Annotated in this window: 15 protein-coding genes and 1 tRNA gene; 10 read left to right on the forward strand and 6 right to left on the reverse strand. The window is 69.4% G+C overall.

The window, feature by feature from the left end; translation table 11 throughout:
- Positions 1 to 188: 188 nt before the first annotated feature.
- Positions 189 to 1,859, forward strand: a complete 1,671-nt coding sequence (locus OV207_RS37530) for an amidase (protein ID WP_267559849.1) — start codon at positions 189 to 191, stop codon at positions 1,857 to 1,859.
- Here OV207_RS37530 and OV207_RS37535 read toward each other — a convergent pair.
- Complete coding sequence (locus OV207_RS37535; RefSeq protein ID WP_193430205.1) at positions 1,850 to 2,110, reverse strand: hypothetical protein; 261 nt, start codon at positions 2,108 to 2,110, stop codon at positions 1,850 to 1,852. The genes OV207_RS37530 and OV207_RS37535 overlap by 10 nt on opposite strands.
- 251 nt (positions 2,111 to 2,361) lie before the next feature.
- Between OV207_RS37535 and OV207_RS37540 the strand changes: the two genes are divergently transcribed.
- The 7 genes from OV207_RS37540 to OV207_RS37570 all read left to right on the forward strand — a co-directional run bounded on the left by OV207_RS37540 (position 2,362) and on the right by OV207_RS37570 (position 9,885).
- Complete coding sequence (locus OV207_RS37540) at positions 2,362 to 3,069, forward strand: hypothetical protein (RefSeq protein WP_267559851.1); 708 nt, start codon at positions 2,362 to 2,364, stop codon at positions 3,067 to 3,069.
- 122 nt (positions 3,070 to 3,191) lie between these two features.
- Positions 3,192 to 3,551, forward strand: a complete 360-nt coding sequence (locus tag OV207_RS37545; protein WP_193430207.1) for a hypothetical protein — start codon at positions 3,192 to 3,194, stop codon at positions 3,549 to 3,551.
- Between the two features lie 2 nt (positions 3,552 to 3,553).
- Positions 3,554 to 5,068 carry an FAD-binding protein gene (locus tag OV207_RS37550; RefSeq protein WP_267559852.1) on the forward strand — a complete coding sequence of 505 codons (1,515 nt, stop codon included), beginning with the start codon at positions 3,554 to 3,556 and terminating at the stop codon, positions 5,066 to 5,068.
- On the forward strand, positions 5,065 to 6,078 hold the full coding sequence (locus tag OV207_RS37555) for a hypothetical protein (protein ID WP_267559853.1): 1,014 nt from the start codon (positions 5,065 to 5,067) through the stop codon (positions 6,076 to 6,078). Before OV207_RS37550 ends, OV207_RS37555 begins: the two co-directional genes overlap by 4 nt.
- A 173-nt stretch (positions 6,079 to 6,251) precedes the next feature.
- A complete protein-coding gene (locus tag OV207_RS37560) occupies positions 6,252 to 8,432 on the forward strand; it encodes a DUF4082 domain-containing protein (protein ID WP_267559854.1) in 2,181 nt (726 codons plus the stop codon).
- 329 nt (positions 8,433 to 8,761) lie between these two features.
- The gene (locus OV207_RS37565) at positions 8,762 to 9,403 is read left to right on the forward strand and encodes a hypothetical protein (RefSeq protein WP_267559855.1); all 642 of its coding nucleotides are present in this window, start codon (positions 8,762 to 8,764) and stop codon (positions 9,401 to 9,403) included.
- Between the two features lie 8 nt (positions 9,404 to 9,411).
- Positions 9,412 to 9,885 carry an SMI1/KNR4 family protein gene (locus OV207_RS37570; RefSeq protein ID WP_267559856.1) on the forward strand — a complete coding sequence of 158 codons (474 nt, stop codon included), beginning with the start codon at positions 9,412 to 9,414 and terminating at the stop codon, positions 9,883 to 9,885.
- Positions 9,886 to 10,571: 686 nt separating this feature from the next.
- Here OV207_RS37570 and OV207_RS37575 read toward each other — a convergent pair.
- The 5 genes from OV207_RS37575 to OV207_RS37595 form a co-directional block, all read right to left on the reverse strand.
- Entirely contained in the window at positions 10,572 to 11,996 is a 1,425-nt protein-coding gene (locus tag OV207_RS37575; protein WP_267559858.1) for a hypothetical protein, read from the reverse strand.
- 10 nt (positions 11,997 to 12,006) lie between these two features.
- On the reverse strand, positions 12,007 to 13,665 hold the full coding sequence (locus OV207_RS37580; protein WP_267559860.1) for a hypothetical protein: 1,659 nt from the start codon (positions 13,663 to 13,665) through the stop codon (positions 12,007 to 12,009).
- Positions 13,666 to 14,398: 733 nt separating this feature from the next.
- Positions 14,399 to 14,472, reverse strand: a tRNA-Arg gene (locus tag OV207_RS37585).
- 142 nt (positions 14,473 to 14,614) lie between these two features.
- Positions 14,615 to 16,768 (reverse strand): sensor histidine kinase, encoded by a 2,154-nt coding sequence (locus OV207_RS37590; RefSeq protein WP_267559874.1) that lies wholly within the window; start codon positions 16,766 to 16,768, stop codon positions 14,615 to 14,617.
- Positions 16,769 to 16,773: 5 nt separating this feature from the next.
- On the reverse strand, positions 16,774 to 17,202 hold the full coding sequence (locus tag OV207_RS37595; protein WP_267559862.1) for a response regulator: 429 nt from the start codon (positions 17,200 to 17,202) through the stop codon (positions 16,774 to 16,776).
- Positions 17,203 to 17,508: 306 nt separating this feature from the next.
- Here OV207_RS37595 and OV207_RS37600 point away from each other — a divergent pair, with 306 nt between their 5' ends.
- Both OV207_RS37600 and OV207_RS37605 read left to right on the forward strand, forming a co-directional pair.
- Positions 17,509 to 18,258, forward strand: a complete 750-nt coding sequence (locus tag OV207_RS37600) for a sensor histidine kinase (RefSeq protein ID WP_267559863.1) — start codon at positions 17,509 to 17,511, stop codon at positions 18,256 to 18,258.
- Positions 18,255 to 20,804, forward strand: coding sequence for a response regulator (locus OV207_RS37605; protein ID WP_267559864.1), 2,550 nt, complete (start codon positions 18,255 to 18,257; stop codon positions 20,802 to 20,804). Before OV207_RS37600 ends, OV207_RS37605 begins: the two co-directional genes overlap by 4 nt.
- The last annotated feature ends 55 nt before the right edge of the window (positions 20,805 to 20,859 follow it).

Below are 20,859 nucleotides of genomic sequence, written 5' to 3' on the forward strand. Positions count from 1 at the left end.
CACGCCGTGTCCCCGCTGGAGTGCTCACTGCCTGCTGGGTGTACTTCTCCGGCGACAGCAGAAGAAGCCACGCCCTGACGTCCCGAGGAATGCCTTCGCATCCACGGCCTGCGCCTGGCTGGAGTCCTTCCTCCGGGTGGAGACATCTGCTCCACTGGGAGCCCTTCCTCCCTCCGGGTGCCTGCTCCATGACGAAGAAGTCGGCTGCTTCCGACGTGAATCCGCCTGGCCTCTCCCGCCGCACCCTCCTTGGTGCCGCGGCGGCCGTGACGGGGGCGCTGGCCGCCCGGGATGCGCACGCGGAAGCGCCGCCCGCCGCCTCCCCTGGCGCCGCCGTCGCCGGGGCCTTCGCGCTGGAGGAGGCGACGGTCGCGGAGCTGCGCGCGGGCCTGGAGTCTGGCAAGCACACCGCGCGGGGGCTGACGGAGGCCTACCTCGCCCGCATCCGCGCGCTCGACCGCACCGGGGAGCTGCCGCTGTGCTCCGTCATCGAAACCAACCCTGACGCGCTCGCGATGGCCGACGCGCTGGACGCCGAGCGCAAGGCGAAGGGTGCGCGCGGGCCGCTGCACGGCCTCCCCGTGCTCATCAAGGACAACATCGCCACGGCGGACCGGATGCAGACCACCGCGGGCTCGCTCGCGCTGGTGGGCGCCCTGCCCCCTCGCGACGCCTTCATCGTGGAGCGGCTGCGCGCCGCTGGCGCCGTGCTCCTGGGCAAGACGAACCTCAGCGAGTGGGCCAACTTCCGCTCCACGCACTCCACCAGCGGCTGGAGCGCTCGCGGCGGCCTGTGTCGCAACCCCTACGCGCTGGACCGGACGCCTTCCGGTTCGAGCTCCGGCTCGGGCGCGGCCACGGCGGCCAACCTCTGCGCCGTGTCCGTGGGCACGGAGACGGACGGCTCCATCGTCTCGCCCGCGTCCGCCTGCTCGCTGGTGGGGCTGAAGCCCACGGTGGGGCTCGTCAGCCGCGCCGGCATCATCCCCATCTCCGCGACGCAGGACACCGCGGGCCCCATGACGCGCACCGTGGCGGACGCCGCGGTGCTGCTGGGCGTGCTCGCGGGCGAGGACCCACGCGACGCGGTCACCGCCACGGGCCGGGGCCGCGCCCACGCGGACTACACGAAGTTCCTCGACCCCAAGGGGCTCGCGGGCGCGCGCATCGGGGTGCCGCGCGAGCGCTTCTTCGGCTACCACCCGGCCACCGACGCGCTGGTGGAGCGCGCGCTCGAAGTGATGAAGGCGCAGGGCGCGGTGCTGGTGGACCCCGTATCCCTGCCCAACATCGACAAGCTCGACGGGCCCGAGCTGGAGGTGATGCTCTACGAGTTCAAGGCCGGCCTCGAGGCCTACCTCGCGCAGCTGGGTGAGGGCGCCCCGGCGCGCACGATCGCGGACCTCATCGCCTTCAACGAGCAGCACCGCGAGCGCGAACTGCCCCACTTCGGCCAGGAGATCCTGCTCCAGGCACAGAAGAAGGGCCCGCTCACCGACGCCACCTACCGCAAGGCGCTCGCGACGTGCCGCCGGTTCTCGCGCGGGGAGGGCCTGGACGCGGTGATGAACAAGCACAAGCTGGACGCGCTCGTGGCCCCGACCCAGGCGCCGCCCGGCCTCATCGACCTGGTGCTGGGCGACCACTGGCTGGGCAGCAGCTCCACGCCCGCCGCCGTGTCCGGCTACCCGACCCTCACGGTGCCCGCGGGATACGTGCGCGGGCTGCCGGTGGGGGTGTCCTTCATCGGCCGCGCCTGGAGCGAACCCGTGCTGCTCAAGCTCGCCTACGCCTACGAGCAGGCCTCGCACGCGCGGCGCAAGCCCGGGTTCGCCCGGAGCGTGGACCTCTACTCGTAGGTCGGGCTGCAGCGGTTGTAGGCCCACACGCACTGGCGGAGCGGCGCCTGCCGGCACGTCTCAAAGGACCTGAACTGGGCGCAGTAACACTCCCAGGTGTTGCCCGGGGTGCACGCGGGCGTCTGGCTCTGGGCCTCCGGCCCCATCTCTCCAGCCACGGGGGCCTGCTCCATGGGCACCTCCGCTTCGGTGGGCTGCCCCCCACACGCGCTCAGGGCCACCAGCGACATCATCACGAAGAAACGACGCATGTCCGACTCCAGGGAAAGGCGAAACCGCCGCGGGATGCGGCGCCCCGACGCTGCGCCAGCACCTCCCGCGAAGTCCAGAGGTCCCTGACTTCCGGGCTGTCACCCACGGGTGGGGGCGCACCGCAGGAGTCCCCACACTCTCCGCGCGACGTCCTACCGCCAGGTGACGCCGCGTCAGGCGGAGTCAGTCCGGCACCGCGAGTGAACTCGAAGATCCTCTGCGGGCCATGGCGGGGCTACCATCCCGCCGCATGAGCCCATCACCCCACCTTCGTCCCGGCATCGCATCCGCCCTCGTCCTCCCCCTCGCGGTCATCGGCATCGCGCTCCTGTCGGGATGCGGTGTCTTCGATCAGGGCGCCTGCGTCCACGGCTCCGCCCTGTACTTCTGCAACGATGACACCGCGGACGAGTGCCGCGACTTCTGGTGCGAGGACTGGGACTACTGCGGCTACTTCGAGGGCGACTCGTGCGAGGACGTCGGCTTTCCGGAGGGCACGGTCTCCCTGGATGCCTATTCAGAGCCGAGGACGCCCGAGTGGAGCTGGGGAACGCCTTCGGGCGGCTCGGGGCCGGGCGGCGGCGGCGGCAACGGCTCCGGCGGCAACGGCTCCGGCGCGTGCGCCTACTACGATCCGAACCTGAACCGCGTGCTCTGCGATCAGCGCTCGGGGGCCTCCAGTTGTTCGGGCAAGTGGATGGGCAGCGGCACCACCTGCTCCGGCCTCTCCTGCTCCAGCGGCACCGACCCCAACAGCTGCACCGTCCCGGGGGGGAGCTCGGGCGGCGGCTCCTGCACGCCCACGTACCAGGGGCCCACCGGCGATGCGCAGGTCTACACGCAGTGCGCCTCCGTGTGGAACTACCGCTGCCAGATGAAGAACCACAGCGCCGCGGATCAGAACTGCCTCGTCTACGACTCGCTCGAGGCGACGGTGTCGTGCCCCTATTGCCCGTGAGCCGAGGGCGCAGCACCCGCTCCGCCATCCCCTCCCATCCAACTCCCATCACTCCCACCTCCCGCGCGAGCGATTGAGGCCCGCGGGAGGTGGTCTACCCTCCAGCCTGAAAGTGGGGGGTCATGCAATCCATGCTCGGTTCGTGGCGGATGGCCACGGTGCTGTGTCTGACATTGGCGTCGGCCTGTGCCCACTACCGCGTCCAGGCGCCCGGCCATGCGGGTGCCCCGGCGACCGAGCCCGAGGGCGAGGTCCTCTGGTCGCTGGCCTGGGGGCTCGTCCAGGAGCAGCCCCGCGTCGACAACTGCCAGGGTCAGCCGCTCGCGGAGGTCAACCAGAGCACCAACCTGGGCTTCGCGCTCATCAGCGTCGTGACGCTGGGCATCGCGATGCCGCAGCGGGTGGAGTGGCGCTGCGCCAAGGCCCAACCGTCTCCGGGTGAGCTGGGGGCCCTCGGCGCCACCCCGGGCGAGGTGAACTAGCCATGCCCCCCATCATCCATCCGAGCGATCAGAAGCAATGGCAGAACTGGCATGAGACCTACAGCCAGAAGCTGGAGCTGCTGGTGGATGTGTGGAACGCCAATGCCTCCCAGTCCACGACGGAGGGCTATGCCGACACCACCCGGGGCCTGCAGGAGCTGATCGCCAAGGCCCTCTGGGAGGGCCAGGAGCTCCGCGCGCTGGGGGCCGGCTGGTCCTTCTCCCGCGCGCCCGCGACCAGCGGAATCCTCGTCAACACCAAGCCGCTGAACTACGTCTTCCCTGCCCCTCGCACCCACCCATCCTACGCGGGCTCGCGGGAGGACCTCCTCTTCGTCCAATGCGGCAACTCCGTCGCGGAGCTGAACCATTTCCTGAAGGCGAAGATGGGCAAGGCCCTGCCGACCTCGGGGGCCAGCAACGGGCAGACCATCGCTGGCGCCATCGCGACGGGCACGCATGGGTCCACCCTGGACTTCGGCGCCATGCAGGACTTCGTGGCCGGCCTGCACCTCGTCGTCTCACCGGAGCGGCACATCTGGCTGGAGCGCGCCAGCAATCCCACCATCAGCGATGACGTCCCCCAGAAGCTGGGCGCGGAGCTCATCCGGGATGACGCCCTGTTCAACGCCGCGCTCGTGAGCCTGGGCAGCTTCGGCATCGTGCATGGCGTCCTCCTGGTCGCCGAGGACCTCTACTACCTCCAGGCGTACCGCCACCGGATGCCTTTGACCGAGGGGCTCTGGCGCGCGATGGACCAGCTCGACTTCTCCGGTGTGCAGCTCCCGGGCCCCGCCGGGCAGAGGCCCTATCACTTCCAGGTGGTCATCAATCCCAACGACCTGGAGGGCGGCGCCTACGTCACGGTGATGTACAAACACGCCCAGCCCCCTCCGGGCTCCAAGCCGCCCAGCCCTGGCAGCAAGCTGACGCAAGGCGACAGCGCCCTGGAGATCGTCGGAGTCCTGACCGACATGGTCTCGGACCTGACCATCCCCGTCATGTCGAAGCTCCTGGAGCGCTTCTACGGCGAGTTCTCGAACGTCGCGGGGACGCCGGGCGAGCTGTTCACGGACACCACCACCCGGGGAAAGGCCCTGGGCAGCGCGCTGGGAATCCCGCTCGGCCAGGTGCGCAGGGCCGTGGAGACCGCCATGGCCATCAACCGGGAGTATGCCTTCCCCGGGCTGCTGGCGCTGCGCTACACCCTGCCCTCCAAGGCCACGCTGGCGTTCACCCACCACGCGCCCATGACGTGCGTGCTCGACATCGACGGGGCCGGGTCCGCGCGCACGAAGACGTTCTGCCAGAAGGTCTGGCAGCAGCTCACCGAGCGGCAGGTGCCCTACACCCTGCACTGGGGGAAGCTCAACGACCTCGACGGAGCCCGCGTGCGGAGCATGTATGGCCCGGAGCGCGTCGAGTCCTGGCGCAAGGCGCGAGCGGCCCTGCTCACCAGCCCCGAGCTGCGCGCGGCCTTCACCAATGACTACCTCCGCACCCTGGGCCTCGCGTGAGCACGGGGGGCCTCCGGCGGGGGCTCGCGCTGCTCACCGGCGTGGGGATGTTGCTCGGCCCGGGGGCGGGGCTCGCGCAGGACAACGTCAACCTCTACCGCTTCGTGCTCGACGTGGACGTCCCGGAGTCCGCGGGCCTCGTGGCCCTGGATGAGACGCCCACGCTCGTGCTGCTCGGCGCGGCGCCCAAGCCCGTCATGGTCACGCTGCTGGCGTCGCGGACCCCGGAGCTGCTCCGCCCCGGCCTCGCCCTGGACGTCGCGCCCTACTTCCTCTTCGGAGGTGGCATCCGGAGCCTCTCCGGGTATCGCTCGAACTCGGTGGCCGGTCGCCTCATGCGGGTGCTGACCAAGACGACGCTGTCGGTCGCGGTGGTCCCCGACGCAAGGAACCCGGACTCCTGGCGCGTGGGCTTCGGCCTCCGGACGACGCTCCACGATCCCCATGACCCCGTGCTCAACTCGCCCCTGCCCGAACGGGTGGCGGGCGCGCTGGCGAGCCACGGCGTGGCCCCGCCGGGGGACGCGGAGGAGGACGTCCTGGAGCGAGGCGTGGACCTCTCCGCGCTCTTCGCCGAGGCCCTGCGGACGATGCGGGCCCGGGGCGACATCCGCATCTCCGCCGGCTGGGGCGTCTCCGCTCGCGTGGAGGGCGACGTGCTCTCCGCGGACGGCCTCACGGACACCCGGCACACGTTCTGGGTGAGCGGCCAGTCCGCGCTCGGCCCGCGCTTCGACGTGCTCGCGACGGTGCAGGGGCTGGACGTGTGGAGCTCCGAGCGGGCCCTGCGCTTCGGAGCGGGCGTGCAACGAAAGACAACCATCGCGGACTTCCGCGCCGAGCTTGCCTTTGACGGCACCGACGAGCGCCTGCACCCCGCGGTGGCCGTGGACGTGAAGTTGCCGGGCTGCACAAGCCTCATCGCCGCGCTCACCACGGTGCCCGGCCCGGAGGCCCGCACGCTCCGAGCCCAGGTGCAACTGCGCGGCTACCTCGCGGCGTGCCCGTAGCCCCACCGCAGCGACGAACGCCGCGCATTCCAGCCCAGGAGAATCCTCCACGGCACAAGGCTGGAAGTGTCCGTCCTCCTTGAAATGCTCGACTCCCAAACCGGCGGTGTGAGATTCCACCGCCTGTCTTCATCACAAGGGAGTCCGACGTGCTGAGCCGTTCATCATTCTGGATGACAACGTTGCTACTGGGTTTCATGGGGGCGCAGCTGGGCTGTGGCGCCGGGGAGCCTTCCGCTCCGGGAACACCGCGCACCGAACAGGTCGCGCAGCCGCTGCTGCCGGGTGAGCGCTCCCTCTTCAGCGCCTCCGCGGTGCCGGACGTGGCGGCCGCGAATGACAGCGCCGCGGTGGAGCTGGGGATGCGCTTCCGCAGCGACGCGCCCGGGCAGATCAAGGGCGTGCGCTTCTACAAGGGCGCGGGCAACACGGGCACGCACACCGGCAGCCTGTGGTCGGCGTCCGGGACGCTGCTGGCCACCGCGACGTTCCAGGGTGAGACGGCCTCTGGCTGGCAGGAGGTCCGCTTCACCACGCCGGTCAACATCACGGCGGACACGAACTACGTCGTGTCGTACCACGCGCCCGCGGGACACTACGCGGCGACGAGCAACGGCTTCGCCTCCGCGCTGGCGGCGCCGCCCCTGCACGCGCCCGCGAGTGGGACGGGGGCCGGCAACGGCCTCTATCGCTACGGCACCAGCGGCTTCCCCACCGACACCTTCCAGGCCACCAACTACTGGGTGGACGTGGCCTTCCAGCCCAACGACACCACGCCCCCGACGGCGCCCACCAACGTCACGGCGACGCCCAACTCGTCCACCGCCATTGACCTGACCTGGTACGCCTCCGTGGACGGCAATGGCGAGATGCAGGGCAACGCGCGCGCGCACCTGGTGTACCGGGGCAGCCAGCTCATCGCGGAGCTGCCCGGCACCACCACGAGCTACCGCGACACGGGCCTGACGCCCGCCACCGCGTATTCGTACACCGTGCGCGGCCGTGACGCCGCCGGCAACGTGGGCCCCGCGTCCGCCACCGTCACCGCCACCACGCTCGCGAGCAGCACCTGCAACCCGTGCAGCTTCTGGAACGTGGTGACGGGCGACCCGCATGCCATCAACGGGGACTCCACGCCGGCCGAGGTGGGATTGAAGTTCCACACGGACGTCGCGGGCACCGTGACGAAGATCCGCTACTACAAGAGTGGCATGGCCACCCCTCCGGTCGTGGGCCACCTGTGGAGCGCCACCGGCACCCTGCTGGGCACCACCGCGCAGGCGCCCGTGGAGAGCGGCTTCGGCTGGCGCGAGCTGGCGTTCCCGACGCCGGTGAGCCTGGCCGCGAATACGACCTACGTCGTGTCGTACTTCGCGCCGGGGGGCTACTACGCCATCACGAGCTCCTACTTCAGCAACGCGGGCGTGGACATGCCGCCCCTGCACGCGCCGTCCGCGGCCGCGGCGGGCGGCAACGGGGTGCGCCACCTCAATGGCAGCGGCTTCCCCACCGACGCGTTCTACAACGCCAACTTCTGGGTGGACGTCGCCTTCGTGCCCGCCACGGGCAATGCGTCCCCGGTCGACGTGTCCGTGCAGCACTCCTTCCCCGCCGGGTCGGGAGTCCGGGGCCAGGCGCTCCACTATGACATCACGCTGACGAACCACGGCACGAGGGCGGCCACCAACCTCACGCTCGACGTCCCTGTCCCCACCGGACTCGCGCCCCTCGCCTTCATCCCGTCCGCGTCGGTGGGCTCGTGCGGCTACTTCACGCAGGACAACATGCACTGCGACATCACGGACCTGCCCGCCGGTCAGTCCGCCGTCGTTCGCATGACGCTGGTGCCGTCGCTGGCCGGGACGTTCCAGTTCCAGGCGACCGTCACGGCCTCCGAGACGGACAACGTTCCGGGCAACAACACCAGCACCCTGACGATCCCCGTGGGCGCGGCGACGAACGTGGTCACCTTCGATGCCTTCGACGGCGCGGACGCGCCCATCACCGGCATCCACGGCCCCTTCTACTTCGTGCACAACAAGTGGTACCTCGGGTCGCCCTGGGGCGGGTTCACCACGCAGAGCATCTCGTTCAACGGCGGGGGCGTGAACCAGGGGGAGCTCAGCATCTACGGGCAGCGGACCGTCGTCGGCCTCGACGCCTTCACCTGGGACGCGGGCGCGACGCTCACCGTGAGCTGCTTCAACCAGCCCACGCGCACCTTCCCCCTGACGCAAGGACAGGTGACCCACGTCGTGACGAACTGGCAGGGCACCTGCTCGTCCGTCACCCTGGCGACGTCGAACGGCTGGGACACGAACTTCGACAACATCGAACTGTCGCCGCTGCCTTGAGTCGCTGACGGCGCGGTGAGGTTGCAGGACCGGCCGAAGTGAAGCGCGCGGACCCGTGGCGGATCACGTCACAGCGAGCGCCCCCTTCGTGATCGGAATGGCTACACCCCCGGCCCCGCACGCTCCCACATGCGGTGGCCGGGTGAGGTGTTGTCATTGCCTCTCATTGGCCCAATCCAGCAACTTCGAGGGGGGCATAGGGTGGTCACCGGATGCCATCTTCGAGGAGTTCGACGGCTTGACGCTGGCGGCCCGTGACCGCGAACAGGTCATCCATCCCCATCGACAGCGCTTAACTTGTAGCTTTGGCCGTGCTGTCATGGGTGCCCGTGACAGCCATACACCCTCACCTGCGCGCCGCGAGCGCCGCCTCCGTCCTCGCCCTCCTGGGCTGCGGCTCCGCTACCGTCGGCGCCGTCGGCCCCCCCGCGTCCGCGAAGTGGGTGAGCCCGTTCGTCTCCACCCCTGACGGCGGACAGCTGCAGACGACCCTCTACTACGGGCCCTGGCAGTGCAGCGCCGCGTTCATGGCCCGCTGCGAGTCGAAGTGCGCAGCCCAGGGCCATGCGCTCATGGGCTGCATGTGGCTCGCCGACATCAAGGGCGACTGGAAGGGACGCTTCATGCTGCTCCCCGCGGAGGCCGGCGGGCGGCTCGCCATCACCCACTGCTGCTGCGACTACCCGAAGGTGGCGAACGGCCGCCAACTCCGGGAGAAGTGGAAGAATGCCCGCGAGGGTTTTCGCCGCCAGTGGGGCTCCGAATTCGGAGCGTGGCCGTCAACGAATGGGGTGAATTGGCAGGGCCACCACATATTCGACCTGGCACATGGAGGCCCGCCGGTGGCGCCCGACAACGTGCTCCCGGTGCCGCAGGGCGTGCATCAGGTTCTCAACGACGAGTACCCCGCCTGCTACGCCCCGGGCGGGAAGTGGCTGACGCCAGGGCCCGCGCGCCCCTACGTGGATTGAGGGCCACCATGTCCATGGACAGCCTCCTGGCCGAAGTCTCCCGGATCCACTTCCCTCGCCCTCCTGCCACGCCCGTACAGGTCGCCGCCTTTGAAGCACGCGTGGGGTGGACACTTGATGAGGACCTGCGCGCCTTCTACCTGCGCTTCGACGGGTGTGACCTCTTCGTCTCCTCACCTGACACGCGCTTCCGCGTGCTGCCGCTGGAGAAAATCCAACGCGCTCGCGTCGCCATCCGCGCCAACGACAGGGACGAGGCCGGGGCGGCTTCCCTCTACACGTTGGTGGACATGCAGGACTCCGACTACATCGTCCTGGACGTGGCACGAGGGGAGGTTGACCGATATCCCCTCTTCGACGCGTGGCACGAGACGTTTCCCGAACTGGTGCCCATTGCATCATCCTTTAGCGAGTTCCTGGGGAAGGCGCTGCGCAGCGGCAACCAGGCCTTCTGGCTGAGCAGTGAACCTCCGGAGAGCTGAGCATTCGACGAATGCCCCTTCGTGTTCGCCTGGACGTCCAGCGGGTGCCTTGCACATCCACCGCCAGCGCTGACCCTCGCGTGGTAACGATGAAACCGGCCACATGCAGGTGGGCCAGGAACTCCCCGAGGGCATGCCTTCCCAACTCATGCCATTCCAGTTAATCTCAACAAACGCGCAAACCAACCGCGCGTTCGGAGGAAGCATGAAGGCATACATTGCCGCAGGCGCACTCGTTGCTGGGCTCCTCGCAGGTTGCGGCGGAGGCGAGGCGGACGGACTGGAGTCTGGGCAGCCAAACCTCGCGTCCCGGGAGGACCGACTCCTGTGCATTACCCAATACACCGTCGCGTACTACAGCGACGCGACCTACACCACCCAGGTTGGCTCCGAAAACTGCTGGTGCGGGAGTACGCCTAAGCGGACAGGAACGCGCACGCAGTACAGCCAGGTCATCCAGGAAGAGTCCTGCTGAGCAGGTCGCCAGAATCTCCAAGGCAATTGCCGGTCGCATGCGCAATTTCTGGAACATGAGACCGGCAAGGATCCCGCCGAACCAGGACTGACCGCAGAGGACAGGCGAAAGCTGGGGCAGGCGCCGCGAAGCGTGCGCGACGCCCGCCACTTCCGTCGCACCAGCCGCATGCTCCAAGGTTACGCGCGGCCCTGAGTCGCGCCGTCCAATCTCAGCGGAGGGCCTTCTCCAACTCCTCGCGGCTGAAGTCCCTCGAGAGGTTGTTCGGGTCCCAGAGGGCGGCCAGCTCGACGATGGCCGGCAGCAGGGCCTGGATGCGGTCCTTGAGCCTGGCGCGCACGTGCTCCTTGAACCGCTGGTTCTTCATGCGGGCCAGCTCGCGCACCTCTTCCGGGACGCGGTTGACTAGGTCGTCGAGGGGGCGCAGGCCCCGCTCGAGCGCGCTGTCGACCTCGCTCTGGAGGTTGCCCGGCAGGGCCTTGAGCTTGCCGGCGGCGTCCTTGCGAGTGATTTCCTCGATGTGCTGACGGAAGAGGTAGGACTCCGCGAGCTGCTCAAGGGTCTCGCTGCCCAGGGACTGGACGAAGATGCCCTTGAACTTGTCGCGGAACTTGTTGTCGAGCTCCTCGGTGAGCCTCCAGTCGGTGTCGATGGCCGAGCACACCTTGTCCTTGAAGCTGGAGGCCTCGCTTCGCTGGGCCGAGCTGGGCACGCGTGAGGCCCAGTCGGAGAGGTAGCCCTTGGCCTGGTCGAGCATGACCTTGGCCTTCCCCAGGTCGTTCTTGTCACGGTACGTGTCGACCTCTGCCCGCGTCGCGTTGAAGAGCAGCAGGACACTGCCCTTCTCCGCCTGCACCAGGCTTTGGTAGGCCGACACCAGGTTGCGGTAGTGGCCCGTCTGCACCTGGTAGACTTCGGAGCCCCCCTGCACCGCGTCCAGCAGGTTGCGGTCGATTTCGTCGGGGATGTCGACATCGAACAGCGAGGCGACGAGCTTGGCCAGGTCCACGCCCTTGCCGCCCAGGAGCTTGTCATCGAGCTTGAGGGCCACGTCGAGCGACTTCGCGGTGGCGCGCGAGACGCCCTCGCTGGTGCGCTTGAGCACGCCCGGGGCGAGGTCGTCGACGATGGACTGCGCCATCCGTGAGACTTGCTGCACCACCTGACGCTGGTCGTTCTCGAAGATGACGTCCTTGGACAGCAGGAAGGTCCACTTGTCCCACAGCTCGCCCAGCATCTTGTTGAGCAGGTCCTGATGGACGAGCAGGTCGTCGTGGAGCTGGGGCGTCTGCACCTTGGCCAGGGAGTCGAAGAAGGCCATCTCGTGCTCCAGCGCCTGGTACCAGAAGAGCTGGAGGGCGGGCGAGAGCATGTTGTCCTTGGCGGCATCACCAAAGGCGCGGCTGATGTCGGCCGTGGCCGTGGCGCAGCGCTCCTGCCACTTGCGCTGCGTCCCCAGATTGCCGGCGCTGGTGCGCTCGCTGGCGTCGAGCATGGCCGAGAGGGCTTGATCGGCCGCGTTTCCAACCTTCACGATGGCGTCGCTCAAAGCGCGCTTCACCGTGTCGGGGGCGCCCTCCGAGGCGCTGTTCAACCGTTCGTTGAGTTCAGAGACGCGGCTTGAGTACCAGCCCATGGAGTGCTCCTTACAGGCTCTGCTCGCTGGTGATGCGCCAGGGGCCACCGTTGCGGCGTTGGACCGTCCAGCGCCGACGCACGTCGACTGAGTTGAAGGTGCGGGTCTGGCCCTCGAAGAGGCCGACGTGGTCCAGCTCCAACTCGACCTCCTCGACGCGCGGCAGGCCCGGGGCCTCGTCGCCCCGGATGACGACCCGCGCCTCGCCAATCCAGCGCACCCGCGCGTCGAGCACCTTGTCGAGGATGAGGCGCCGCGCGCGCACCCAGTCGCTGTCGCGGCCGTTCCAGGTCCAGACCGGGTAGTAGATGGGCCGGTCGGCGTCTGGCACGGCGCGCCAGTCCGCGAAGAGGCCGTTCCAGGTCTCCTGGTCACCACGCTTCACGGCCGAAATCATCGCCGTGAGGACCTCTCGCGGGCTCGCGTCGTCGGCCGGAGCGCCGAAGCTCTCCTGGCTGAGCGTCTCCTCTCCGGCGAAGCGCGGTCCGCCCTCGCTCGGGTCGCTGACATCGACGCAGACCACGCCGCCGACCAGGGCGGCGACGGGCTCCACCTCCAGGCCGGCGGCGGTGCGGCCCGAGCCCGCGAGCAGGCGGGGATCCGGAAGGATGCGGCCGAGCACGGCGATGTCGAGCCTCACCGACGGGGCAACGCGCTTCTGGTAGCGCTGCATGGCGGAGAAGACCTTGTTCATGGCCGGGGTGTTGGCGGGGCAGAAGACCCAGGCGCCGGATTGGTTCCAGGCCAGGTAGCCCTTGCCCATGTCGACCAGCCACTCCCGTTGCGTCAGCGTCGGCAGTGAGACCAGCTTGCCGGTCACCGCGGAGCGGTCACCCCGGAAGGGGTCGACGACGGGGAAGGCGCCGAGCGTCTCCCCTGCACGCGCCTCCAGCAGGACCTTCCACGCCACCGCAGCTTGGAGGCCAATGGCCTTCACCTGCTCCTCGCCCCGGGTGCGGAACTCAAGGGCATCCGCCGGGAGCGTGACGAGGTCTCCTTCGAGACAGACACGCACCGTCTCCCAGTCCTCGCGCATTGCCGTCGCGAAGGGGCCGGGATGATGCTCGACGAGGAAGTCGACGCGGGCCTTGTGTCCGAGGTGATTCGCGAGCTCCGCGCGCGTCCCTCGCGAGGTGCGCCAGGCGCCGAAGGTGCTGTCGAGCAGGCGCTCCCAATCGAAGACGCGCTTCTCGAGCCATGACATCCAGGCCCCGTCGAAGCCGTCGCGACCCATGCGCTCGGGTCCTCCCGGTCCGATGATCTGCCGCGTCGTATCGGCGATGCTCCAGGTGCGTTCATGGAGCAGGGCGCCGCTGAACTCGTGCTCCTCCCAGCCCTCGCCGGGCTCACGCCGGCGAACGATTCGCACCTGGACCTTGTCACCCTCTTTTCGCCCCTGTTTGTCCCAGGTCTGGTTCTCGGCGTACTGGCCGAGCATGAAGGGCACGGTGCGCTGCGTGGTGGCCAGGTCGGGTGGCTTGACGACGGGCTGACCGTCGATGGCGATGATCCGGTCGCCCACGCGCAGTCCCGAACCGCGGAAGCCGCTGTCCCAGGAGATCCACGCCACGTGGAGGTGGGGCGTCAGGGCGTCGAAGCGCGCGTCGAGCTTGAGGCCGCTGCGCAGGCCATCTTGGAGGTACTCCTTCTCGGCGCCACGTGGATTCATGAAGGCGTCCCTGCCCTGAATCCCCGCCCCCTGCGGAGATGAGGCGTCGTTCTCTACCTCGCGGGCCTCGGCGCTTCAAGGAAGGGGGACGCCGGAGCACCTTCGCCCGCGTCTCGACATCGGCGTCCGAGACGACTGGCTTGCTCGTCCACGAGAGGAGGTAGACGTCTCCGGGCTGGAGGTCGGTCTCCAGCACATCTGGCGTGGCGTCGGAGCCGGCGCGCGGGCTGCCCAGGCACCGGTTGAGGACGTGGCGGCTGTCGCTGTGGTCCTGGGTGAGCTGCTCCAGGTGCCCGGCGCGCAGCCGGTACACGCGCGAGTCGCCCACGTGCGCCAGCAATGCGCGACCGCCCACCACCAGGAGGAAGGCCAGCGTGGTGAGTCCCATCTGCCCGAAGGCTCGCTGCCCGCGCAGCACCGCACCGTGGGCATCCGCCACCGCCGCATCCACGCCAGGGCGGAGCGAGCCACCCGCCAGCACTCCAGGCGCCCAGTACCCTGCCTCCAGGATGTGACGCGTACAGGCCTGGGAGGGAGAGCCCGGCCAGCATGCCAGGCCGCAGGAAACGCACCCGGGAACGGGCGGCACGGACCTCGCGAAGGCGCGGACCTCGCCTAGTTTAGTGCTGGAGGCAGTGCCGCAACGCCACGACAGCGCCACGGATTGGGTAAGCCCGGGAGCCCGCCCGCCCCGGCCCGCTGATTTCCTCAGTCGGGCCGGGGGTTTGGAGAGCGACCCCGACAGGAATCGAACCTGTGGCCTACGGTTTAGGAAACCGTCGCTCTATCCAACTGAGCTACGGGGTCCAACGACGCTTGCTGCGGAACAACATGTGCTTCCGGGTGAGGCCCTGCCACCGTTCCTGGGCCCCTCCGGGCGCTTTATAGCAGGCGATGTGAGACGCGCAACGAGTGCGCGTTCCTGACGGCCCATGGGGGTCGCCCGCGGCTACGCCTGCACCCCCGGCCGCTTGGGCCAGTAGACGTGGAACGTCGCGCCGGCCCCCAGCTCCGACTCGATGGCCACCCGCCCTCCCCGCGTCTCCACGATCTTCTTCACCACCGAGAGCCCGATCCCCGTCCCCTCCACCTTGTCGCGCGCCTCCAGCGTCTGGAAGATGCCCCAGATGCGGTCGTGGAAGCGGGGGTCGATTCCCGGCCCGTTGTCCTTCAGCGTGAAGTCGTAGAAGGCGTCCGCGTCCGCGCAGGCGATCTCGATGCGCGCGTCCGCCCGGCCCGCGTGCTTGAGCGCGTTGCTCATCAGGTTCAGGAACACCTGCTGCAACGGCACCCGCTCCACCTGGAGCGTGGGCATCCCCCCGCCAATGACGATGCTCGCCTCGGGGCGCGGCGCCAGCAGGTCCCGGCTCTCCGCGAGCAGCGTCCCCACGTCCACCGTCTCCAGCTTCTCGCGGGTCCGGCTGACGCGTGAATAGCTCAGGATGCCGTTGATGAGCGCCTCCAGCCGGTGCACCCGGCCCCGGAGCAGGCCCATCTGATGGCGCGTCTCGTCGCTCATCTTGTCCGCCAGCCCCTCTTCAATCCACTCGGAGAGGCTCGCGATGCCTCGCAGCGGGGCCTTGAGGTCGTGGGACGCGACATAGGCGAACTGATCCAGGTCCTGGTTCGTCACCTTCAATTCCTGCGTGAGCCGCTCGGCCTGCTGCCGCGCGTGCACCTGCTCCGTCACCTCGAAGGCGATGACGGAGATGCCCTCAATCGTCCCCGACGGGTCATAGATGGGCTGGTAGATGAGGTTGAAGAAGTAGTCCTGGACCTGGCCCGCGCGAAGCAACGGGACCCGGAGCTCGTCGCCGAAGAAGGGCTCGCCCGTGGCGTACACCCGATCCAACAAGGGGACGATGATCTCCTTCAGCTCCGGCAGCGCTTCGCGCAGGGGCTTGCCCACGACGTCCCGCCCCCCGACGAGCTCGACGTAGCGCGGGTTCGCGAAGTCGTAGACATGGTCCGTCCCTCGCAACACGCAGATGCCGGCAGGGGCCTGGAGGAAAAGCGACTCCAGCCGTGAGCGCTGCCGCTCCGCCTCCGCGAGCGCCGCCTGCTCGCGCAGCAACAGCCGCGCCCGCTCCTCGTACACCCGCGCGCTGGAGAGCGTCGTCGCCACGTGGCCGGCCGACAGCTCGAAGAAGTCCCGGTACGCATCGTCAAGCGAGCGACGGGGGTTCACCCCCATCACGATGAAGCCCTGGAGCGCGCTCTCCCCAGAGCGGAACAGCGGGAGCACGAGCGCCTCGCGGGACGGCTCGGGCCACGCGCCTCCGGGCCAGGGAGCCTCCGCCTCCAGCAGGTCCACCCGCACGGGACGCTGCGTGCGGACGACCTCCGCGAAGGGCCAGTCGCCGCCCTCCCCCATCGCGACCCGCTCGGGCCCTCCCGCCGCGAAGCCCATGGAGGCCACCAGCCGGGCCTCCGCGTCGTCGGGGGAAAGCTGGTACAGCAGCGCGAACGACACGTCGGCGATCCCGCCGGAGAGCGTCCGCATCGCGTGCTCGCACGCCTCCTTCACCGTGGCCGTGGCCGACATGGCCGTCTGCGCGCCCAGGTCGCGCAGGAGCCGCAGCCGCCTCTCGCTCAGCAGTCGCGGCGTCGTCTCCGCGCAGGCGCAGAAGATGCCGCCCACCGTGCCGTCCTCGTTCCAGAGCGGCGCGTAGGAGAACGTGAAGTAGGTCTCCTCCAGGTACCCGTTGCGCCACATCATCAACGGGAAGTCCTCCGACCACGTCGCCTTGCCCGTGGCACGGACGCTTTCGAGCATCGGGCCGATGACGTCCCAGATCTCCCCCCAGCACTCCCAGCCAGGGCGGCCCAGGAACTGGGGGTGCTTGTGCGCGCCGAGGATGGGCCGGTACGCGTCGTTGTAGAGGCGCGCGAACTGCGGTCCCCACCAGATCTCGATGGGGTGCCGGGACGCCAGGCAGATGCTGACCGCCGTGCGCAGGCTCTGGGGCCACTGCGCCACCGGGCCCACCGGGCAGTGGGCCCAGTCGAACTCGCGCATGCGCCGCGCCATCTCCCCGTCACCGGCGAGGAAGGGGGCGTCTTGCAGGGAGATTTCGTCAACAGGGACGCTGCATGGCTTCACACCGCTCAAGGCATCTCCACCAGGGTCCAGTACTTGTTGAGCGTGGCCATCACCTCCACGAAGCTGAGGAACGTCACCGGCTTGAGCAGGTAGCCGGCGACGTTGAAATCGTAAGCGTCGATCTTGTCGCGCTCGTTCGCGGACGTGGTGAGCACCACCACCGACGTCGTCCTCAGCTGCGGATCCGCTCGCAGGGCGCGCAGGAACTCGATGCCATTCATTTTCGGCAGGTTGAGGTCCAGCAGCACCAGCCGGCGCCCCTCGGGCACCGTCCCGTCGCGCAGCGCCTCCAGCCCCTCCAGGCCATTGGAGGCCACGTAGAGCGGGTTGGCGATGTGGTTCTTGCTGAAGGCTCGGCGGACGTTCATCACGTCCACCTCATCGTCCTCGATGAGCAGGATGCTCATGCTCTTGTCGCTCTTGTCGCCAACCATGGGAGCGGTCATCCGGGTCCCTTGCACCTGCGAGGCTCACGTCATCCGTGGAGCCAGACCTGCGTCCTTCTAGCGTCCACGTTCCTGCCCCTGGAAACGTGCGGACCCCTGCTGTTCCCTTCCCGACAACCGACGGGGTGCTGGTCGGCTGTACAGCAAGCAGGCAGGGCCGGGCTCTGTTCGGCAAACAACCCCACCCGTGAAACAAGCGCCCAGCACCGACCCCGGCTCTGCCTCTACTCGCGGTTCCTTCCGCGACGTCTTCAGGCGGCGGGAGCGCGGCCGGCCCGCGCCGGATTCTTCTTCATGGACGACACCCAGAAGCCGAAGGAAGCGCTCCTCGCGGAGGTGCTTGCGCTCCGCGAAGCGCTGCGGAGGAACAACGCGGAGTTGGAGCAGTTCGCCTATGTGGCCAGCCACGACCTCAAGGCGCCCCTGCGGGGAATCGCGAACCTGTCCCATTGGCTCGAGGAGGATTTGGGCCCCCGGCTGGGGGAGGAGTCGCGCCGGCAGCTGGAGTTGCTGCGCGGGCGGGTGCACCGGATGGAGGCCATGCTCGACGGGCTGCTCGACTACAGCCGCGCGGGTCGCGCCACGCACGCCCCGGAGCCGGTGGACGTGGGCGCGCTGATCCACACAGTGATGGCGCGGCTTCCGGAGGGTGACACCGCGCGGCTCGAAGTCGGTCCCGGCATGCCCACCCTCCTCACCGAGCACCTTCCGCTTCAACAGGTCTTCATGAACCTTCTCTCCAATGCCTTGAAGCACGCGCGCGGCGAGCACCCGCTGCGGGTGCGGGTCGAAGCGAAAGCCGCACAGGACTTCCACCACTTCTCGGTGGCGGACAACGGTCCGGGCATCGCGCCCGCCTACCACGAGAAGATCTTCGCCCCCTTCCAGACGCTCGTCGCGCGCGACAAGGTCGAAGGCTCCGGCATGGGCCTGTGCGTGGTGAAGAAGCTGGTCGAAGGCCAGGGAGGCCGCGTGTGGGTCGAGTCCTCCGGGGGCGCAACCTTCCACTTCACCTGGCCCCGGCATGAAGTGGAGCGCTCGTGAGTGATGCCCCGGCGCCCTCGCGCCCCCTGGACGCTCCAGATCCCAGCGACCTGCTCACGCTGCTGCTCGTCGACGACGACGAGGTGGACCGGATGACGGTCCGGCGGCTGCTGCACAAGGGCGGCATCGCCGCGGAGGTGGTGGAGGCCACCAGCGGCACCGAAGCGTTCGAACACCTGAAGGCCCGGTCCTTCGACGTCGTCCTGCTCGACTTCCTGCTGCCCGGGGAGGACGGGCTCCAGATCCTGCGGGAGCTGGGAAGGCGGGGGCCGCGCTCCCCCATCATCGTGCTTACGGGCCAGGGGAACGAACAGACCGCCGTCGACCTGATGAAGGCCGGCGCCTGCGACTACCTGTCGAAGACGAAGCTGACCGCCGAACACCTGGCGCAGAGCCTGCGTCAGGCCATGCGGCTGCACCTGGCGGAGCAGCAGCACCGGGCGCTCGCGGAGGCGCTGCCGCAGATCGTCTGGACAGCCGGACCCGATGGCCGCCCCGACTACTTCAACCAGCGCTGGTACGAATACACCGGCCTGCGCCCCAGGCGCTCCCGGGAGGAGACGTCGAAGGAGCGCCACGTGGCCCGCGAAGTCCTCCACCTGGAGGACATCCCCCGCTGCCTCGGCCAGTGGAGTGAGAGTCGCCAGTCAGGGGCCGCCTTCGAATGCGAGGGCCGCATCCGCCGCCATGCGGACGGCGCCTACCGCTGGCACCTCATCCAGGCCTTGCCGCTGCGCAATGCGCACGGTCGCCTCATCCAGTGGCTGGGCACGTGCACGGACATCGACGATCAGAAGCGCGCGGCGGAGACGCTGAGCTTCATGGCGGAGGCGAGCACCATGCTCACCGCCTCGCTGGAGATGTCCGTCACCCTGGAGCGGCTCGCCGCGCTGATCCTCCCCCGGCTGGGAGACTGGTGCGCCGTCTACCTCCAGGAGGATGAGGGGCCCGTGCGCCAGGCCATGGTGGCCCACACGGACGCCTCGCAGGTGCCCATCCTGCGCGAGCTGCACCGCGCCTCCCCACCCTCCGCCAGCGCCGACCGGGGCATCTCCCGGGTACTGCGCACGGGTGAGGCCGAGTGGGTGCACGACCTCACCGACGCCCTGCTCGAAGAAGCCCAGGGCCCCGTGGAGGGCCTGAAGAGCGACGCGCGGCTCCGGCCGGGTTCGTGGATCCTGGTCCCGCTGTGGGCCCAGCGGCGCGTCTTCGGCGTGGTCCAGGTCTGCGCGCTGCGCCCGGGTCGCCGCTATACGGCGCACGACCTGGAGCTGGTGCAGGAGCTGGCACGGCGGGCGGAGATCGCCTTCGACAACGCGCGGCTGTTCGAGATGGCCAAGGCCGAGCACCTGGTCGCCGAGCAGGCCAACCGCGCCAAGGACGAGTTCCTCGCCGCCGTCTCCCATGAGCTGCGCACGCCGCTGATGGCCATGCTGGGGTGGACGCGGATGCTGCGCTCGGGGCAGCTGGCGCCGGAGAAGCACGCGCGGGCCCTGGAAGCGGTGGAGCGCAACACGCAGGTGCAGACGCAGCTCATCGAGGACCTCCTCGACGTGTCGCGGATCATCACCGGCAAGCTGCGGCTGGAGGTCCGCGCGGTGAACCCCGGCGAGTACATCGACGCCGCGCTGGATTCGGTGCGCCACGCGGCCGAGGCCAAGGGCGTCACGCTCCAGTTCGACCGGCCCCCGGACATCGGCTCCCTGCACGGGGACGCCGACCGCATCCAGCAGATGGTCTGGAACCTGCTGTCCAACGCCATCAAGTTCACGCCCAGGGGCGGACAGGTCACCGTGCGCCTTCGGCGGATGGAAGGGACCGTCCGCATCGACGTGGAGGACACCGGCCAGGGCATCCCCCAGGCCTACCTGTCGCAGATCTTCGAGCGCTTCTGGCAGGTCGACGGGAGCTCCACCCGCAAGCACGGTGGGCTGGGGCTGGGGCTGGCCATCGTGCGGCACCTGACCGACCTGCACGGAGGCGCCGTCGAGGCCTTCAGCGAGGGCGAGGGTCAAGGCACGCGCTTCACCCTGACGCTGCCCCTGGCCAAGGCCGAGGAGGGAAAGCTGGAGCCGCACCTCCCGGCCACGGCGCGCCTGGACGTTCCGCCCCTGCCGATGACCGTCCTCCAGGGGCTCCACGTGCTGGTGGTGGACGATGAACCCGATGCCCGGGAGCTGCTCTCCGTGGTGTTGGAGGGCCGGGGGGCCGTGGTCGTCACCGCGGCCAGCGCCCGCGAGGGATTGGAGAAGCTGCGGCTCTTCCGGCCCCACGCGCTCCTCTCCGACATCGGGATGCCGGGCGAGGATGGCTATTCGCTGATCCGCAGGCTGCGCTCGCTGCCCGTCGACCAGGGCGGACAGACGCCGGCCATCGCGCTCACGGCCTTCGCCCGGATGGAGGATCGCACCCGGGCGCTGCTCGCCGGCTTCCAGATGCACGTCCCCAAGCCCATCGATCCCGCGGAGCTGGTGAGCGTGCTGGCCACGCTCACCGGCCGGAACACCCCCCGGTTCGAAGAGCGCAGGCGGGGCAGCTCCGCCTGAGCGTCCGAGACGTCCGGCACCGGGCCCGCCGTGTCGCTGGCGAGCCCGGCCCCTG

It is taken from the genome of Corallococcus sp. BB11-1 (assembly GCF_026626625.1).
Lineage (GTDB): Bacteria > Myxococcota > Myxococcia > Myxococcales > Myxococcaceae > Corallococcus > Corallococcus soli.

What these genes read in the sequence shown, in the direction of transcription:
- OV207_RS37530 (WP_267559849.1), top strand. Translation starts at nt 189, where the DNA reads ATGACGAAGAAGTCGGCTGCTTCCGACGTGAATCCGCCTGGCCTCTCC.
- OV207_RS37535 (WP_193430205.1), bottom strand. Translation starts at nt 2,110, where the DNA reads ATGCGTCGTTTCTTCGTGATGATGTCGCTGGTGGCCCTGAGCGCGTGT.
- OV207_RS37540 (WP_267559851.1), top strand. Translation starts at nt 2,362, where the DNA reads ATGAGCCCATCACCCCACCTTCGTCCCGGCATCGCATCCGCCCTCGTC.
- OV207_RS37545 (WP_193430207.1), top strand. Translation starts at nt 3,192, where the DNA reads ATGCAATCCATGCTCGGTTCGTGGCGGATGGCCACGGTGCTGTGTCTG.
- OV207_RS37550 (WP_267559852.1), top strand. Translation starts at nt 3,554, where the DNA reads ATGCCCCCCATCATCCATCCGAGCGATCAGAAGCAATGGCAGAACTGG.
- OV207_RS37560 (WP_267559854.1), top strand. Translation starts at nt 6,252, where the DNA reads ATGACAACGTTGCTACTGGGTTTCATGGGGGCGCAGCTGGGCTGTGGC.
- OV207_RS37570 (WP_267559856.1), top strand. Translation starts at nt 9,412, where the DNA reads ATGTCCATGGACAGCCTCCTGGCCGAAGTCTCCCGGATCCACTTCCCT.
- OV207_RS37575 (WP_267559858.1), bottom strand. Translation starts at nt 11,996, where the DNA reads ATGGGCTGGTACTCAAGCCGCGTCTCTGAACTCAACGAACGGTTGAAC.
- OV207_RS37580 (WP_267559860.1), bottom strand. Translation starts at nt 13,665, where the DNA reads ATGAATCCACGTGGCGCCGAGAAGGAGTACCTCCAAGATGGCCTGCGC.
- OV207_RS37595 (WP_267559862.1), bottom strand. Translation starts at nt 17,202, where the DNA reads ATGGTTGGCGACAAGAGCGACAAGAGCATGAGCATCCTGCTCATCGAG.
- OV207_RS37600 (WP_267559863.1), top strand. Translation starts at nt 17,509, where the DNA reads ATGGACGACACCCAGAAGCCGAAGGAAGCGCTCCTCGCGGAGGTGCTT.